Origin of the sequence: Nitratidesulfovibrio oxamicus, from assembly GCF_015731765.1 — a bacterium.
Classification (GTDB): Bacteria; Desulfobacterota; Desulfovibrionia; order Desulfovibrionales; family Desulfovibrionaceae; genus Cupidesulfovibrio; species Cupidesulfovibrio oxamicus.
In genome coordinates this window covers 1-16,026 of sequence record NZ_VRYY01000298.1, presented here as the reverse complement: position 1 = coordinate 16,026, position 16,026 = coordinate 1, and the positions used below count along the sequence as shown (strand labels likewise).

Annotated in this window: 12 protein-coding genes; 8 read left to right on the top strand and 4 right to left on the bottom strand. The window is 64.7% G+C overall.

The window, feature by feature from the left end:
* The 5 genes from trpF to FVW20_RS10655 form a co-directional block, all read left to right on the top strand.
* On the top strand, positions 1 to 205 hold a 205-nt coding region (gene trpF / locus FVW20_RS10675), incomplete at its 5' end, for a phosphoribosylanthranilate isomerase (RefSeq protein WP_504739153.1).
* A 39-nt stretch (positions 206 to 244) separates the two neighbouring features.
* Positions 245 to 1,429 (top strand): tryptophan synthase subunit beta, encoded by a 1,185-nt coding sequence (gene trpB / locus FVW20_RS10670; protein ID WP_196609507.1) that lies wholly within the window; start codon positions 245 to 247, stop codon positions 1,427 to 1,429.
* A 29-nt stretch (positions 1,430 to 1,458) separates the two neighbouring features.
* Positions 1,459 to 2,238 carry a tryptophan synthase subunit alpha gene (gene trpA, locus FVW20_RS10665; RefSeq protein ID WP_196609509.1) on the top strand — a complete coding sequence of 260 codons (780 nt, stop codon included), beginning with the start codon at positions 1,459 to 1,461 and terminating at the stop codon, positions 2,236 to 2,238.
* 431 nt (positions 2,239 to 2,669) lie between these two features.
* Positions 2,670 to 3,818: an NADP-dependent isocitrate dehydrogenase gene (gene icd / locus FVW20_RS10660; protein WP_196609506.1), complete on the top strand. Its 1,149-nt coding sequence runs from the start codon at positions 2,670 to 2,672 to the stop codon at positions 3,816 to 3,818.
* Between the two features lie 475 nt (positions 3,819 to 4,293).
* Positions 4,294 to 4,893: a tetratricopeptide repeat protein gene (locus FVW20_RS10655; protein ID WP_231039032.1), complete on the top strand. Its 600-nt coding sequence runs from the start codon at positions 4,294 to 4,296 to the stop codon at positions 4,891 to 4,893.
* 29 nt (positions 4,894 to 4,922) lie between these two features.
* On the opposite strand, the gene FVW20_RS10650 is transcribed toward FVW20_RS10655, so the two are convergent.
* Genes FVW20_RS10650 through FVW20_RS10635 form a run of 4 tightly spaced genes read right to left on the bottom strand, consistent with a single transcriptional unit; the run spans position 4,923 to position 11,960 of the window.
* Positions 4,923 to 8,033 carry a type I restriction endonuclease subunit R gene (locus FVW20_RS10650; protein ID WP_196609504.1) on the bottom strand — a complete coding sequence of 1,037 codons (3,111 nt, stop codon included), beginning with the start codon at positions 8,031 to 8,033 and terminating at the stop codon, positions 4,923 to 4,925.
* Positions 8,030 to 8,953, bottom strand: a complete 924-nt coding sequence (locus FVW20_RS10645; RefSeq protein ID WP_196609503.1) for a GIY-YIG nuclease family protein — start codon at positions 8,951 to 8,953, stop codon at positions 8,030 to 8,032. Before FVW20_RS10645 ends, FVW20_RS10650 begins: the two co-directional genes overlap by 4 nt.
* Positions 8,950 to 10,221 carry a restriction endonuclease subunit S gene (locus FVW20_RS10640; RefSeq protein ID WP_196609502.1) on the bottom strand — a complete coding sequence of 424 codons (1,272 nt, stop codon included), beginning with the start codon at positions 10,219 to 10,221 and terminating at the stop codon, positions 8,950 to 8,952. The genes FVW20_RS10645 and FVW20_RS10640 overlap by 4 nt, the downstream gene beginning before the upstream one ends.
* Complete coding sequence (locus tag FVW20_RS10635) at positions 10,218 to 11,960, bottom strand: type I restriction-modification system subunit M (RefSeq protein WP_196609501.1); 1,743 nt, start codon at positions 11,958 to 11,960, stop codon at positions 10,218 to 10,220. Before FVW20_RS10635 ends, FVW20_RS10640 begins: the two co-directional genes overlap by 4 nt.
* Before the next feature lie 230 nt (positions 11,961 to 12,190).
* Here FVW20_RS10635 and FVW20_RS10630 point away from each other — a divergent pair, with 230 nt between their 5' ends.
* The 3 genes from FVW20_RS10630 to FVW20_RS10620 all read left to right on the top strand — a co-directional run.
* Positions 12,191 to 12,919, top strand: coding sequence for a metallophosphoesterase family protein (locus FVW20_RS10630; protein WP_196609500.1), 729 nt, complete (start codon positions 12,191 to 12,193; stop codon positions 12,917 to 12,919).
* A gap of 224 nt (positions 12,920 to 13,143) precedes the next feature.
* On the top strand, positions 13,144 to 15,243 hold the full coding sequence (locus tag FVW20_RS10625) for a protein kinase domain-containing protein (protein ID WP_196609499.1): 2,100 nt from the start codon (positions 13,144 to 13,146) through the stop codon (positions 15,241 to 15,243).
* A 134-nt stretch (positions 15,244 to 15,377) separates the two neighbouring features.
* Positions 15,378 to 16,026 (top strand): YkgJ family cysteine cluster protein (locus FVW20_RS10620; protein WP_196609497.1); only part of this gene is annotated, 649 nt, incomplete at its 3' end.

The following is a 16,026-nucleotide window of genomic DNA, read 5'->3' as shown; positions in this document are numbered from 1 at the left end:
GCTGCGCGGGCTGGCCCCCGGCGCGCCGTGGCTGTTGGCGGGCGGGCTGACCCCGGACAACGTGGCCAGCGCCGTTGCCGCCTGCGGCGGGCATGACCCCGCCATGCTGATGGGCGTCGATCTCAATTCGGGGGTGGAAAGCGCCCCCGGCCGGAAGGATGCACGACTCGTGGCGTCAGCCTTGGCGGCGTTGCGCACGGCATAGTCGATACCAACTGGCGCTCCGGCGCCAAAGGATACCACCATGAAAAAAGGCTATTTCGGCGAGTTCGGCGGGCAGTTCGTGCCCGAGCTGCTCATGCCGCCGCTGCGGGAACTGGAAGCCGCCATGCGCGACATCCTGCCCTCGGACAAGTTCCGGGCGGAACTGGACGACCTTTTGCGCAACTTCGCGGGGCGCGAAACCCCGCTCACGGCCTGCCCCACGCTGTCGGAGGAACTGGGCGTGCACCTGTGGCTGAAGCGCGAAGATCTGCTGCACACCGGCGCGCACAAGGTCAACAATACCCTTGGGCAGGCGCTGCTGGCCAAATACATGGGCAAGACCGCGCTGGTGGCGGAAACGGGCGCGGGCCAGCACGGCGTGGCCACGGCGGCGGCAGCGGCCCGGCTGGGGCTGGAATGCGTGGTGTACATGGGCGCGACGGACGTGGTGCGCCAGGCCCCCAACGTCATGCGCATGAAGCTGCTGGGGGCGAAAGTGGTGCCCGTGCAGAGCGGCACCAAGACCCTGAAGGACGCCATCAACGAGGCCCTGCGCTACTGGATTGCCCAGCAGGATTCCACGCACTACTGCTTCGGCACGGCGGCGGGTCCGCACCCCTTCCCCACGCTGGTGCGCGACCTGCAAAGCGTCATCGGGCGTGAGACCCGCGCCCAGATGCTGGAGCGCACGGGCCGGCTGCCCGACATGGTGGTGGCCTGCGTGGGCGGCGGCTCCAACGCCATCGGCATGTTCCATCCGTTCGTGGATGACGCCTCGGTGCGCATCGTGGGGGTAGAGGCGGCAGGCACCGGCGAGCCGGGCTGCTACAACTCCGCGCCCATCAACTTGGGCCGCCCCGGCGTGCTGCACGGCCAGATGACCATGCTGCTGCAGGACGGGGACGGCCAGATAGAGCCGTCGCACTCCGTGTCCGCCGGGCTGGACTACCCCGGCGTGGGGCCGGAGCACGCGCATCTGGGGGCCATTGGCCGGGTGACCTACGGCATGGCCACCGACAGTCAGGCGCTGGAAGCCTTTCAGGCCCTGACCCGGCGCGAGGGCATCATCCCCGCGCTGGAATCGTCGCACGCGCTGGCGTGGGTGCTGAACAACCGGGACAAGCTGCCTGCCGGGGGCCACGTGGTGGTCAACCTTTCGGGCCGGGGCGACAAGGACATGGAAATCGTGCGGGAAGTGCTGTTCCGCGAAGGAGAGCTGGCATGAGCGCGGCCATTCATACCGACATGAACGACATGCTGCCCGAGGCGCCGGTGTCGCGGCTGGAAGCCCGCGTGACCGCAGCCAATGCGGCGGGGCGGCCCGCGCTGGTGCCCTTTCTGACGGCGGGCTTTCCCACGCTGGACCGCTTCTGGGACGAGATGGACGGCCTTGATCGCGGCGGCGCGGACGTCATCGAAATAGGAGTGCCCTTCTCCGACCCGGTGGCCGACGGCCCGGTGGTGGAGGCGGCATCCCTGCGGGCGCTGGAAAACGGCGTGACCCTGCGCTGGATACTGGACGGCCTGAAGGCCCGCGCGGGCCGCTACGACGCCGAGTTGGTGCTGATGGGCTACTACAACCCGTTCCTGCAATACGGGCTGGAAAACCTTGCGGCGGACGCGGCGGCGGCGGGGGTGGCGGGCTTCATCGTGCCCGACCTGCCGCTGGAGGAAGACGGCGAGATGCGCGCGTTGCTGGCCGCGCGGGGCATAGACCTCATCGCGCTAGTCGGCCCCAACACCAGCGAGGAACGCATGGCCGAATACGCCGCCGTGGCCTCCGGCTACGTGTACGTGGTGTCGGTGCTGGGCATCACCGGCGTGCGCGAGGGCCTGCCGCCGGAAGTGCCGCAGACGCTGGCCCGCGCCCGCAAGGCCTTCCGCCTGCCGCTGGCGCTGGGCTTCGGCATCAAGGAGCCGAAGCAGCTGGAAGGCTTCCCTGACCGGCCCGACGCGGTGGTGTTCGGGTCTGCCCTGCTCCGCCACATCGACGCGGGCAACAGCGCGGAATCGTTCCTGGCCGCGTGGAAGTAGCGGGGCGGTAGATTCGGATGTATGCGAACCGGGGAGGGAACCCTTTGCGGCAGCCGTTAGACGAGCGCAGCGCGCGAGTCTTGCCCTAGCCGTTAGGCGAGCTTGCGAGCCTTACGGATAGGGACCGCAACGCGCGGATGGCGACCGCAGCGCGTAAAAGGGTCTCCCTCCCCGAACCCCACCCCCCCAAACTTTTTATTTGGTTTTTCCTCGTAGCTGTTCGTTCTTATGTTGTCGGCATCAGACCCTTCTGATTTTGACAAAATCCGCCAAACCGGCTACCGGAACTGACCCCCAAGGGTACACCGGATCCCACCGGAAGCACGTGATACAAGGCCGGACGGTACGCCGTCCGGCCGCTTTTCGGCAGCACGACATCAGCACGACAGTACGGCCCCGCCCCGGCGGGGCCTGCGCAAAGGAGCGCCTCCATGCGGAAGACGGTCTACTGGATTGAAGGCGACGGCATCGGCCCCGACGTATGGAAGGCCGCCCGTCCCGTCATCGATGCGGCGGTGGCGAAAACCTACGGCGACGCGCGCTCCATCGAATGGAAGGAACTGCTGGCCGGTGAAAAGGCCTACGCCGCCACCGGCGAATACCTCCCAGAGGCCACCATGCAGGCCCTGCGCGGCGCGGAACTGGCCATCAAGGGGCCGCTGGGCACCCCGGTGGGCAAGGGCTTCCGCAGCCTTAACGTCACCCTGCGCCAGACGCTGGACCTGTACGCCTGCATCCGGCCCATCCGCTACTTCGAGGGCATCATGTCGCCCGTGAAAAGGCCGGACCTGGTGGACATGGTGGTGTTTCGCGAAAACACCGAAGACGTGTACGCGGGTATCGAATACAAGGCGGGCACGCCGGAAGCCAAGCGGCTCATCGACTTTCTGCGCAACGAACTGGGCGCCAACGTGGATCCGGAAAGCGCCGTTGGCATCAAGCCCATGACCGCGCGCGGCTCCAAGCGGCTGGTGCGCCGCGCCATGAACTTTGCCGTGGCCCAGAAGCGGTCCAGCCTCACGCTGGTGCACAAGGGCAACATCATGAAGTTCACGGAAGGCGGCTTCCGCGAATGGGGCTATGAAGTGGTGCGCGACGAATTCGCCGACGCCGCCGTGCTGGAAGCCGACGCCGGGGGCGCGGCAGGCAAGGTGGTGGTGAAGGACCGCATTGCCGACGCCATGTTCCAGGAAGTGCTGATCCGCCCCGACCAGTACAGCGTGATCGCCACGTCCAACCTGAACGGCGACTACCTGTCCGACGCGCTGGCCGCGCAGGTGGGCGGCCTTGGCCTTGCGCCGGGCGTGAACATGTCCGATTCGCTGGCCTTCTTCGAAGCCACCCACGGCACCGCGCCCACCATTGCCGGGCAGGACAAGGCCAACCCCGGCAGCCTCATCCTGTGCGGCGCGCTGATGCTGGAACACATGGGCTGGAACGATGCGGCCGCCCGCATCTACAACGCCATCAACACCACCATCGGCAACCGCACCGTCACCGTGGACCTGGCCTCGCAAATGGCCAGCGCCACCACCGTGGGCACCGTGGCGTTTGGGGAGATGGTGGAGAAGGCGCTGTAGCGATTCTCTAAATTGTCTTTTTGCCCGTTGGCGTCGTCAAACTTCGCCTGCCATGGCTTTGCTGTCCTTATCCGTAAGACTCGCGCTATGCGCTCGCCTAACGGCTAAGGCTCGGTCGAATACGAGAAGAGCGCGCTGCGGTCGCCATCCGTAATGCTCGAAGACTCGCATAACGGCTGCCGCACTCTCTCATGTCAGGCTTGTTTTCCTCGCCAACGAACAAAAATCCTAATTTAGAGCAGTGCCCTGCGCGCAACGGGTAACCTGTGAATTAGTGACAACGCCCCCGGAAGCTCACCACTTCCGGGGGCGTTTCGATATACTGTCCTGTCCTTCGCTACATGGCACAGCCACTGCAAACATTTGTGATAATGGCGGGATAGGGTGCGTGCACACCTTGCGCGCCGCCGGGCCATGCTTATGATTGTGCTGCCCGCCCGTGGCCGCCATGCACCCCGGCAGGCAGGAGAACACCATGAACAGCAGCCTTCGCACGCTTACCCTCGCCGCCGTGCTGGCGGCGTTTGCCGTTACGGGGTGCGCCACCACCAGCATGCACGCCTCGTCGCAGATGGAAGACGGGCAGTACCGTCAGGCGGCGGAAACCTATGCCGCCGCCCAGCGCGAAAACCCTGATGACTGGCAGTCCGGCGTGCGGCGCGGCTATGCGCTGTACCGTGCCGGAGACTATCAGGCCGCGCAGGACGTTCTGAAGCCCCTGTGGGCCAACCGACGCGCCGCCGAATACGCCCGGTTCTGGGCGGGCATCGCGGCCATTGCCGCCCGTGATGAAGCCGCCGCCCGCGCCGCGTGGTCGGAATGGACCGCCAGCCGCTTCGAGGTCGTGCGGGCCATCCGGCCCCGCGTGGAACAGCTGATGTCCGGTGAACTGGCCCTCGGCCCGCAGGCAGCCAGCGGCTATGTTGCCGAGGCCGCCACGGCCAACGGGCGCGAGGCCCGCGCCGATGCCCGCTACGGCTGGCGTCCCCTGTCACCGGGCTATTCGCCGTCCTACGAGCGCGACGCCTTTTCCGACACCATGATGCCGGTGACGCCCAAGCCGTATCTGCCGTAGGCGCGTACCTGTCCTAGGCGCGCACCTGCCTACGCCGCCTTGGTGCGCAATTCTTCGTACAGTCCGGCATGATCCAACAGGATTTCCAGCAGGCCCTGCCGAATCCGCTCGGATTCCAGGGCCTGCTTGCTCATGGTGGTGTGGGCGGACAGCGCGTCCATGATGGCGTTCAGCAGTTCGCGCGACAGGTCTGGTGAATTGGCGAACTGCTGCTTGGTGTTGCTGGCGGCCTGCTCCACGAGAACGGCAGATTCCAGTAGTTTGCCCTTGATGACGTTGTTCACGTAAATCAGCATGTCATCGGGCGTCAGTTCGCCTTCGAACAGGGCATTCACCTTGGCGATGATTTCGGCCAGCCGCGCCTTCTGCTTGTCGCGCACCTCGCCCGTTCCAGGCTCGCCCAAGGGACGCAGCTTGTCGCCCTGCCCCAGATGCAGCGGCAGATTGTGCGTGCCCTTGTTGCGCAGCGTGTGGTGGGTCAGCTTCACGCCGGAAAGGTCCACCTCGTCCCGCTCCCGCCCGAATTCCAGCAGGGGCAGCAACCGGCGAAAGAAGATGGCGCGCTTTTCGATGTCCGTGTTGCCGTAGTCGAATATCTGCGAAAGAAAGGAATACACCCGCAGGTAGGTGCCCAGATTGCGCTTGAACAGTTCAAGCGCGTTTTTCTCGTCGCGGGCGTTCTTTTCTGCCGTGGCGTCGTGCACCCCTTGCGCGGTCTTTATGGCGCGCTGCAATTCCTTGTACCGCTTCAACAAACGGTCTGCCACCGGGGCTATGGCCGCAGCAAGCTCGCGCTGGGTGCCGTACGGGTCCAGTTCGGCATTGACCACCCGGTCCACCTCATTGGCGTCGTAGTGGCCCGTGCCGTCCAGAGTGGCCCGCAGGTCGTACACCAGGTTCGGGTCGGTCACGTCTGCAAGTTCCGCCGTCTCGTAGTAAACCTTGAAGGCGCGCAGCACTTCGGCGGGCTCGTTGGCGAAGTCGAGCACGTACGTGGTGTCCTTGCCCGGATGCGCCCGGTTGAGGCGTGACAGGGTCTGCACCGCCTGAATGCCAGCCAGCTTCTTGTCCACGTACATGCCGCACAGCAGCGGCTGGTCGAACCCGGTCTGAAATTTGTTGGCCACCAGCAGAATCTGATAGGCGTCCGTGCCGAACGCCTCGCGGATGTCCCGCCCGTTCAGGTTGGGGTTCAGCACCTTGCTGTGCTCGGTGAAGCCTTCCGGCCCCATGTCGTCGTCGCGCACCTCGCCGGAAAAGGCCACCAGCGTGCCGATCTTGTAGCCCTGCTCGCGGATGTATTTGGTGATGGCAAGCTGCCAGCGTACCACTTCCTGCCTGCTGCCGGTAACCACCATGGCCTTGCCCTGCCCGTCCAGCAGCGGGGCCACGTTTTCGCGAAAGTGTTCGACGACCAGCTTTACCTTCTGGCTGATGTTGTAGGGGTGCAGGCGCACCCAGCGCATGATGCCCTTCACGGCCTCGCTGCGCTCCACCTCTTTTTCGTCCCATTCCTTGCCGTTGCTGGCCAGCCGAAACGCCAGCTTGTACGGCGTGTAGTTGCGCAGCACGTCGAGAATGAACTTTTCCTCGATGGCCTGCCGCATGCTGTACACATGAAAGGGGGCGGGCAGGTTGTCCACGCTGGCGGGCAGCGCCGGGTCGGGCCGCCTGCCGAACAGTTCCAGCGTCTTGGCCTTGGGCGTGGCGGTAAACGCCACGTAGGTGATGCCCTTCGCGTTGGCCCGCGCGGCCATCTGGGCGGCGAGGATGTCTTCGTTGCTGATTTCGCCGCCGTCTTCCAGTTCCCTGATTTCTTCGGCGGAAAGCACCTGCTTCAGCTTGGAGGCGGCCTCTCCGGTTTGCGAACTGTGCGCCTCGTCCGCGATGACGGCAAAGGTCTTGCCCTGCGTGGCGGCCAGTTCCTGCACTGTCTTCAGGGCAAAGGGAAAGGTCTGGATGGTGCACACCACGATCTTCTTGCCGCCTGACAGTGCCGTGGCCAGCGCGCCGCTCTTGCTGCCGTTGTCGCTGGTGATGGTGGCCACCACCCCGGTTGTCCGTTCAAAGGCAAAGATGGCTTCCTGCAACTGGGCGTCCAGCACCGTGCGGTCGCTGACCACCAGCACGGAATCGAACAGCTTGTGCAGTTGCTCATCGTGCAGGTCGGCCAGAAAGTGGGCCGCCCACGCTATGGAGTTGGTCTTGCCCGACCCGGCGGAATGCTGGATGAGGTACTTGTGCCCCGGCCCTTCCTGCCGCACCGCCCGCACCAGCCTGCGCGTGGCGTCCAACTGGTGGTAGCGGGGAAAGATGACCTTCTCTATCTGCTTCTTTGGCCCGCGCAGGGCCACTATGTACCGCCCGATGATCTCCAGCCAGCTTTCGCGCTCCCACACCTCTTCCCACAGGTAGGCGGTGGCGTGCCCCGCCGGGTTGGGCGCGTTGCCCGCCGCCCCGGCGTTGCCCCTGTCAAAGGGCAGAAAACGCGTGTCCGGCCCGTCCAGCCGGGTGGCCATGCGCACCAGCGAATTGCTGACGGCAAAATGCACCAGCGCCCCGCGCGGAAAGTCCAGCAGCGGTTCTGCCGTGCCCTGCCCCTTGGGGCGCGGCTGGCGGTCAAAGCGGTACTGGTCCACGGCGTCGTGTACCGATTGGGTGAAGTCGGTCTTCAGTTCCACCGTGGCCACCGGCAGTCCGTTCAGGAACAGCACGAGGTCAAGGCTGTTTTCATGGTGCACGGAATAGTGCGCCTGCCGCACCACCCGCAGGCGGTTGGCCGCGTAGCGCGCCTGAAGTTGGTCGTTCATGGCCAGTGCAGGGCGGAACTGGGCAAGCAGCAGGGGTTCGCGCAGGCCGATCAGTTCCACCCCGTGACGCAGAACGTCCAGCGTGCCCCGGTCATCGAGTTGTTTGCGGATGCGGTCCAGCAGCACGTTCTGCGCTGCCGGGCCATGGCTTTTGGCCAGCGCGTCCCATGCCCTGGGCTGGGCCTGCCGCACCCAGGCAACGACATCTTCCGGAAACAGCGCGCGGGCGCGGTCGTACCGGGCGGCATCGTCCGCCGCGTACTCCCAGCCGTGCGAGGCCAGATGATTGCAGATGTCGTTTTCGAACTCGATTTCCTTGTGGTGGCTCATGCTGGCTCCGTGGTGGCGGCATCTATCTGACGTGCTTCCCACTCGCGGAATGTTTCGCTGGTGCCCGCAAGCTTCCACGCCTTCGGGCCGTTGGTATTCTGTCCGATGATGACTGCTGCGGCGGCGCTGGGGCTGCGAAAGGCGTAGCTTTTGGCGAAGACGCAGTGTGTGTCCTGCTCCACCAGCACCCCGGAGGCGCGCAATTGTTCGTGAAGACGGGCATAGCCGCCATCCGCCGTGCTTTCCCCAACCCACCGCAAGCGCGCATTGGACTGGGCGAGTACTACGAACCCTTCTTCCTCAAGCTGGGCCGTTGCGCTCAGCCCATGTTTTTTCAGGATCAGCTCGAAAAGAGGGGAGTGTGAAGTGCCGTTGGTGGGCGCTTCACACTCTTGTGTTTTTGCAGGCTTGGCGAATTCCTGAAAGATGTCGATGCGCAGGGCGGGCAGGGTCATCAGCAGGTAGGAAAGGAACGATTCCATGTTGGCCTGTGCCGCCTCGGAAAGACCGGGGCGCGGCGGGGTATTGGCGTTCTCCAGTTCCCACCGTTTCACGCTGCGGGCAATTTCCACAAGGCGCGATTCCAGGTACTTCACGTGCGCCTTGTTCAGGGTGTTGGCCCCAGTGGTGACCAGTACGGCCTGCGTCCACCAGTCCCTTTTTTGGTCGTGGCTGCGGATGCGGTCGGCAATGTCCTCGCCCTCGCCAATGTAGGCCAGCGGTGCGCCGTCCGCTTCGCCCAACAGCAGGTACACCCCGGTGTAACGCGCTTCCTTGCGTTCCAGCGCCGCCTTTATGCGCGTGCGCGGAAACAACAGCACATGCCCGGTCCAGTTGAACACCTCTGCCGTCTGCATGCCTTCCGGCTTGCCGTCGATGAAGAACAGTTCGAGCGAGCGCCCGACGGAACCAATGGTCATGCGGCCTCCGGTTGGGGGGCGTAGCCCCGTACGTCTATCTTGCCCGTGACGGCGGCGGAGATGAGGGCGGAACGGCGTTCCTTGAGAAGAGAGATGGCGTGTTGGGCCTCGTTGATAAGTTGTTCTAGGTTTTTTGTTTCAATCTCCAGAAAAGATGAAATCTTCTTTTGTTCATCAAATGGAGGAGCTGCTATTAGAAGCTGGCTGTATCGCGATGGATTTAGATTACATTGTCCGATAGATATGAATGCTAAAGACCGTGCTTCGCCCAATATTTCTTGAGTGTTTAGCAAGAATGAAAAAAAATATGGATCAAAACTGTCGCGCATGCGAATTCTGACGAGATAGGATGCAAAACTAGTTGGGTATTTATCGTTTCCGATAAATAACCCAACTTTTCCGATAAGTTCCAAGCTGTTTGTTCTGTTGAATAGGAGGTCTTCATTTGCCAAGAGCAATTCACTCGGTGTGTGCTCTGTGTATTTGATATCATCATATATTATCTTACCATCTTGTATGTTTCCCATCCTAAGTACGGCTATTCCCCCGTCGGGGAATAGAGGTTCAGAAATGCCGTAATCATATGATAAGAAGGTTCTTTTCAGATGTAATACAGTCCAATGTTGCGGAACATTCCCGAGCCACGTCATGCCGCTGTCCTTCATAGGCGCATTGGGATCAAGCCCCTTGGTGACGGCATGTGAGATAACCGCCTGACGCTTTTCCTTGAGTAGTTCGATCAGCGTTTGCTGTTCGGCAATCAGGGCGTCGATCTTGGCGGTCTCGTGGTCGAGGAAAGATGCGATGAGGGATTGTTCTGATACGGGTGGAATAGGAATGCGCAGGCAAGTTATGACTTCAACGGACAATCCGGGCTGTGCAGCCGAGATAGAATATTGACCTAATTTCATTGCCCGAAGTAGCTCCCCCAGCCACTTCTCAGAGAGTGTAGATGTTTTTGTAACGACAATAGCATGCTCAGAGGCCCAGAACTTGCCAGAGGCATAATTCAGATTGCCGCAAAGTGCTCCTTGGCGTCCGATAAGTGGATAGAAGCCGTCATGAGTGTATGAGTGGGTATACCCACGTAAACCGTTTCCCCCATAAACAGGATACGTTCCCTTTTCTTCTATTAGATCTGGGGATATTGTCGTACCACTTTTGAGATTTGCAATCCGCTTTAACGAGATCATATTCCAATGGCTCGGCACCTCGCCCAGCCATTCCACACCACTGTCCTTGTAGTCGGGATACGTCGGAAAGCTCATGCCATCAGCCCTTCGATCATGGCCTTGATGCGGTCGGTGGTCCGCTTCAGGTCGGCGTCAATGTCCGCCAGCGGGCGGGGCGGGGTAAACACGTAGAAATGCCGGTTGAAGGGTATTTCGTAGCCCACCTTTGTCTTGTCGTGGTCTATCCAGGCATCGGGCACGTGGGGCAGCACCTCTCGCTTGAAGTAGGTTTCCACGTCTTCGTGCAGGGGCACGTTTTCCGTATCGCGCAGTTTGCTGTCCGGCGCGGGCTTGCCCTTGGCCTTGCCGCGCTGCCCCAGCACTATGTTGCCCGCCGCGTCCCGTTCCGGGCGTTCCACGGTAATGGTGCGGTAGCCGAAATCGCTGTTGTTGAAGATGCGGCTTACCGGCTTGCCGTCCTGCTCTGCCTCCACAAACTGCCCGAACAGGCGCACGATTTCCGCAATGTGTTCGTCCGACAGTTCCTTGCGCTTGGAGCCAAGGCTTTTGCGCATTTTTTGCCACATGGCGGAAGCGTCGATAAGCTGCACCTTGCCCTTGCGGTGGGCGGGCTTGCGGTTGGTCACAATCCACACGTAGGTGCTGATGCCGGTGTTGTAGAACATGTCCGTGGGCAACCCGATAATGGCTTCCAGCAGGTCGTTTTCCAGCACGTGGCGGCGTATTTCGCTTTCTCCGCTGCCTGCGCCGCCGGTGAACAGCGGCGATCCGTTCAGCACGATGCCGAAGCGGCTGCCCCCTTCGTCCACCGGGCGCATCTTGCTGAGCAGGTGCAGCAGGAACAGCATGGAACCGTCGGAAACGCGCGGCAGGCCGGGGCCGAAGCGCCCGTTGTAGCCCTGCTGTTCATGTTCCTTGCGTACTTCCTTTTCCACCTTCTTCCATTCCACGCCAAAGGGCGGGTTGGAGAGCATGTAGTCGAAGTGCTGCCCGCCGTGCCCGTCGTCGGACAGGGTGTTGCCGAACACGATGTTGCCGACGTCCTGCCCCTTGATCAGCATGTCCGCCTTGCAGATGGCGTAGGATTCCGGGTTCAGTTCCTGCCCGTACATGGTCAGGCGCGCCTTCGGGTTGTGATCGTCCAGATATTCGCCCGCGATGGACAGCATGCCCCCGGTGCCCGCCGTGGGGTCGTAGATGGTGCGCACCACGCCGGGCGTGGAGAGCATGTCGTCATCCTCGATGAAGATCAGGTTGACCATCAGCCGGATGACCTCGCGCGGGGTAAAGTGTTCCCCGGCGGTTTCGTTGGAAAGTTCGGCAAACTTGCGGATCAGTTCCTCGAACACAAGGCCCATCTGGGCGTTGCTGACCTCGTCGGGGTGCAGGTCTATCTGGGTGAACCGCTCGGTAACCTGATAGAGCAGGTTGGCCTTGTGCAGCCGTTCTACCTGGGCGTGAAACTCGAACCGCTCGAAGATGTCGCGTACCTCGGCAGAGAACGCGCCAATGTAGCTGAACAGGTTTTCACGGATGTGGTCCTGGTCGCCCATCAGTTTCTTGAGGTCCAGCGGGGAGGCGTTGAAAAAGCTCTGTCCGGCGGCGCGCAGCAGAAACGGATCCGGTGCGATGCCCAGCCGCTGCTTGTCGGCCAGTTCTTCCAGCACCTTGACCTTGGTGGGGGCCAGCACGCAGTCCAGGCGGCGCAGCACGGTAAAGGGCAGGATGACCCGGCCATATTCGGATTGTTTGTAGTCGCCCCGCAGAAGGTCGGCGACGGACCAGATGAACGCGGAAAGGGCTTGCTGATTCATGCGTGTGTAGTTCCGGTGGAGCGTGAGATGTCGGTATGAAGCGGGTGCGGCAGGGCGCCCCGTGCGTTGGCGATGTTGGGCGAAACAGTACAGACAAGCATATCCCGAAGCAAGGCGAGGTTGGGGAAGGGACAAGGGTCAGGATGGGGGTGAGTTGCGTGGCGCAGCCCGTGCGGTGTCGTCATCTCTCGCCCTTCCCAACCAACCCCGCGCCTGCTATCCCACTAAGCATGAAGCTGGCGGTCATTTCCGACATTCACGGCAACCTCGGCGCGTTCAAGGCGGTGCTGGCCGACATGGACGCGCAGGGGGCCACCTGCGCAGTGTCGCTGGGCGACAACGTGGGCTACGGGCCGGACCCCGGCCCGGTGCTGCGCCTTGTGGCCAGTCGGCACATTCCCTCGGTGGCGGGCAACCACGAGATGGCCGTGGCCGACGCCCGCTGGCTGCGCGAGTTCAACAGCCAGTCGCGCGATGCCGTGCGCATGACCATGGACTGGCTGGACGACGAAGAGGTGGAACTGGCCCGCGCCATGCCCCGCGTGCTGGTGCGCGATGGCTGCCGCTTCGTGCACGGCATGCCGCCCGATTCGCCCTTCACCTACCTGTACGAATTTCACGGCAAGCGGCTGGCCTCGGTATTCGACCGGTTCCCGGAGCCCCTCTGTTTCGTGGGGCACACCCATGACCTTGAGATGGTCCGGCGCGATGCCGACGGCGTGGTGGCCCGCGAGCCGCTGACAGAGGGGCCGCGCGTGCTGCCCGCCGGGGGGCGTTACCTGATCAGCGCGGGCAGCGTGGGCCAGCCGCGCGACGGCGACAACCGCGCCAAGTACCTGTTGTGGGAACCCGCCCCGCGCCGTCTGACGGTGCGCTTCGTCCCCTACGACGTGCAGGACGCCGCCCGGCGCTTCCGCGAGGCGGGGGTGAATGAGCGGTATGTGTTGCGATTGTTGTAAGGGGTGCCCGACGCCATGTTGCAGAGAACCCCGTCCCGCCACGCCATGCGCCGACCCAGCATGATCCGCCCCGCCACGATGCGTCCGACCATGTCCAGCAACGTCCTGTCCCGCTCCCTGCCGCAGGGGTGCCGCCACTCCGTGGGCATTCCGGCGGGCGCGCCCGCTTTTCTGCCAATTCTCCCCCCGCGCGCCGCGCGCATCCCGCTGCAAGGATTTTCCCCATGCGCATAGGTCGTTACACGGTGTGCGGGCTGCTGGGCCGGGGCGGCATGGGCGCGGTGTACAAGGTGCGCCAGCCGGTCACCGGGCGCATCGCCGCGCTGAAGCTGCTGCGCCCCGCCGACGCGCTGGCCGACCTTTCCGACCCAAGCGATATGGACGACCTGCGCCGCCGTTTCCTGCACGAGGCGCGGGTGATGGCCGCGCTGGACCACCCCCACGTGGCGGCGGTGTGGGATGTGGACGTGGCCCCGGCGGGTACGTTGCGCCTGCCCTCCGGCGACGACTTCTGCCCGCCGCCCGCAGCATGGGGCAGGGGAGAGGGGAACCCGCTCGTGGAGGCTGCGGGGGCTGTGGAGGCTGTGGAGGTCGCGGGGGATACGCGAGCCGCGGACACCGCCGCCCCGGAGGACTGCGACCCGGAGCGTGACCGCGCCGCCCGCGTGGCCCGCTTTGGCGATCTGCCCTTCTTCGTCATGGAATACTACTGCCTGAATCTGGGGCTGCTGATCGGCGAAAGCTATCGGGTAGAGGCCCCCACCCGCCGCCTGCCCCTGCCGCGCGCCTGCCGCTACGCCGCACAGACGCTGGATGCGCTGGCCCGCATGCATCACGCCGGGGTGATCCACCGCGATGTGAAGCCCTTCAACATCATGGTCACCGCCGAAGACGACGTGAAGCTCATCGACTTCGGCCTCTCGCGCCTACGGGGAGAAACGGGCGCGCTGGCGCGTCTGCGCGGCGAAACGAACGTATTGTCGCGTCTGGGCGGCGAAGCGCAGCGCCTGCCGCGCGGGGTGAAGGTGGGCTCGCCGTACTACGCCGCGCCGGAGCAGGAGCGCGACCCGGACGCGGCGGATGGTCGGGCCGACCTGTTTGCCGTGGGGGTGATGCTGTTCCGCATGCTGACCGGCGTGCTGCCCACGGACGAGGCCTTTGGCGGGCGCATCCCCCGCGCCAGCAAGCGCCACGCGGAACTGGACGCGACGTGGGACGATTTCTTCGCGCGGGCCATGGCCCGCGACCCGGCGCAGCGCTTTGCGGACGCCCGGAGCATGGCGGCGGAACTGGATGCGCTGGTGGCCACGTGGCGTCAGCGGGTGGACGCGGTGTGCCTGCTGCCGGAAGGGGATGGGGCAACGGGTGATGGTGGCTTGACCGATGATGCTGACGTGCCGGGCAATGCGGACTACGGAGCGGATGTCGCACCCGATGGGGTGGCGGGCACGGCGGGTGCCAATTTTTCGGATACGGCTGGCGGCGCGACGGTGCACGTCACCTTGCCCGGCCCGGTTGCTCCGGTCAGGTCCACTCCGGTCAGGTCCACCCCGGTGAAGGTCATGCCCCGCCATGCCCGCACCCTGTTCGGGTTGGACGAGTTGTGGCGGCCCGCCGGTCTGTTTGTGCCGTCGTCTCTTCCAGCAGGTGAAGGTCGCACCGTTGGCCCCGCCTGCGGACTGCTGCCGGGCCTGCCCGTGCCGAAGCTGCCCGCCCCGGGCGCACCCGCCACTGGTTCCTGCACGCCCGAATCCGCCGGCCCCGGTGCGTCCTTCGTGTCCGGCGCGGCTGGCCCTGATGCCACTGTCGCTTCCGACTGCCCCGAATCCGTCGCACCCGCCAATCCCCCCGCCAGCCCGATTGATCTTGCCGCGCTGGTGGCGTACCAACCGGCCACGGGGCTGCTGTGGCAGCGCGGCGGCAGCGAATGGGGCCTGACCCTGGCCGAGGCCCGTGCCCATGTGGCCGAGCTGAACGCGGCGCGCTTCGCCGGGTTCGACGACTGGCGGCTGCCCACCGTGGACGAGGTGTGCACCCTGCTGGCCCCGCCGCCGGAAGGGGGCGGCCACTGCGTGCCCCCCGTGCTGGACCCGGCCCCCGACCCGCTGTGGACGGCGGACCGCAAGTCGTTCACGGCGGGGTGGTTCGTCAGCGCGTCCATGGGGTTCGTGGGCTGGCAGGACGACACCTGCCGGTTCCATGTCCGCACGGTCCGCACGGTCGGGGAGGTCCGGGAGGTCCGGAGCGTACGCGGCGATGGCTTGGGGCAGGTTCGGGCGCGGACCGCACCGGGCCACGGTCCCGATGGCGCACGCCCGGCGTAGAGCGGGCGTATCCACCCAGCCCGTTCCCCGGCCTTCGTTCCGCCGCCCGTGCGCAGCTTCCCGAACGCTGCGTTCGACTTGCCCGCGCACAACCGGCCTGCGCACAACGCCTTTTCATCCCTTACGGAATCCGGATGCATAACGAACACGACATGCCCGCCCTGACCCCGCAGGCCGACGATACCGACATCGACTGTCGGGGTTGCGGCACCTGTTGCCGCAAGGGCGGACCGGCCCTGCACACGGAAGACCTTGCCCTGTTCCGGGCCGGGCATCTTGCGCCGGAACACTGCCTGACCTTGCGCGCGGGCGAACTGGCCCGCAATCTGGACGGCCAACTGCGCCCGCTGGAGCGCGAACTGGTGAAACTGCGCCCGCGCATGGCTGCTCGCAGCGGCGACTGGACCTGCCTGTTCCTGAACCAGTCCGACAACCGTTGCGGCGTCTACGTCCACCGTCCCGCCGAATGCCGCGCCCTGCTGTGCCGCGATACCTGGGCCATCAAGACCCTGCACGCCGTGGACCGGGTGACCCGGCTGGACGTGCTGGCGGCATGGGCGGAAGGCGCGGCGGACCGCGCCGGAGCCGCTGTTGGCGCCAGCCGATCCGAAGGCGGGCAGTCCGACTCACCCGGTTCCCCCGATTCAGCTGCCCCTGCCGGTCATGCTATCCCCGGCGGCTGCGCCGCCCCCGGCGTGCCGTGGGCAGACATTCTGGCCGCGCACGAGGAACGCTGCGGCTACGCGGTGCTTGCCGCCACGGGCGCGGCCCTGCAACGCGCGG

Bases quoted from the DNA above. Each gene is read 5' to 3' on its own strand.
- trpB (WP_196609507.1), top strand. From the start codon at position 245: ATGAAAAAAGGCTATTTCGGCGAGTTCGGCGGGCAGTTCGTGCCCGAG.
- trpA (WP_196609509.1), top strand. From the start codon at position 1,459: ATGCTGCCCGAGGCGCCGGTGTCGCGGCTGGAAGCCCGCGTGACCGCA.
- icd (WP_196609506.1), top strand. From the start codon at position 2,670: ATGCGGAAGACGGTCTACTGGATTGAAGGCGACGGCATCGGCCCCGAC.
- FVW20_RS10655 (WP_231039032.1), top strand. From the start codon at position 4,294: ATGAACAGCAGCCTTCGCACGCTTACCCTCGCCGCCGTGCTGGCGGCG.
- FVW20_RS10650 (WP_196609504.1), bottom strand. From the start codon at position 8,033: ATGAGCCACCACAAGGAAATCGAGTTCGAAAACGACATCTGCAATCAT.
- FVW20_RS10645 (WP_196609503.1), bottom strand. From the start codon at position 8,953: ATGACCATTGGTTCCGTCGGGCGCTCGCTCGAACTGTTCTTCATCGAC.
- FVW20_RS10640 (WP_196609502.1), bottom strand. From the start codon at position 10,221: ATGAGCTTTCCGACGTATCCCGACTACAAGGACAGTGGTGTGGAATGG.
- FVW20_RS10635 (WP_196609501.1), bottom strand. From the start codon at position 11,960: ATGAATCAGCAAGCCCTTTCCGCGTTCATCTGGTCCGTCGCCGACCTT.
- FVW20_RS10630 (WP_196609500.1), top strand. From the start codon at position 12,191: ATGAAGCTGGCGGTCATTTCCGACATTCACGGCAACCTCGGCGCGTTC.
- FVW20_RS10625 (WP_196609499.1), top strand. From the start codon at position 13,144: ATGCGCATAGGTCGTTACACGGTGTGCGGGCTGCTGGGCCGGGGCGGC.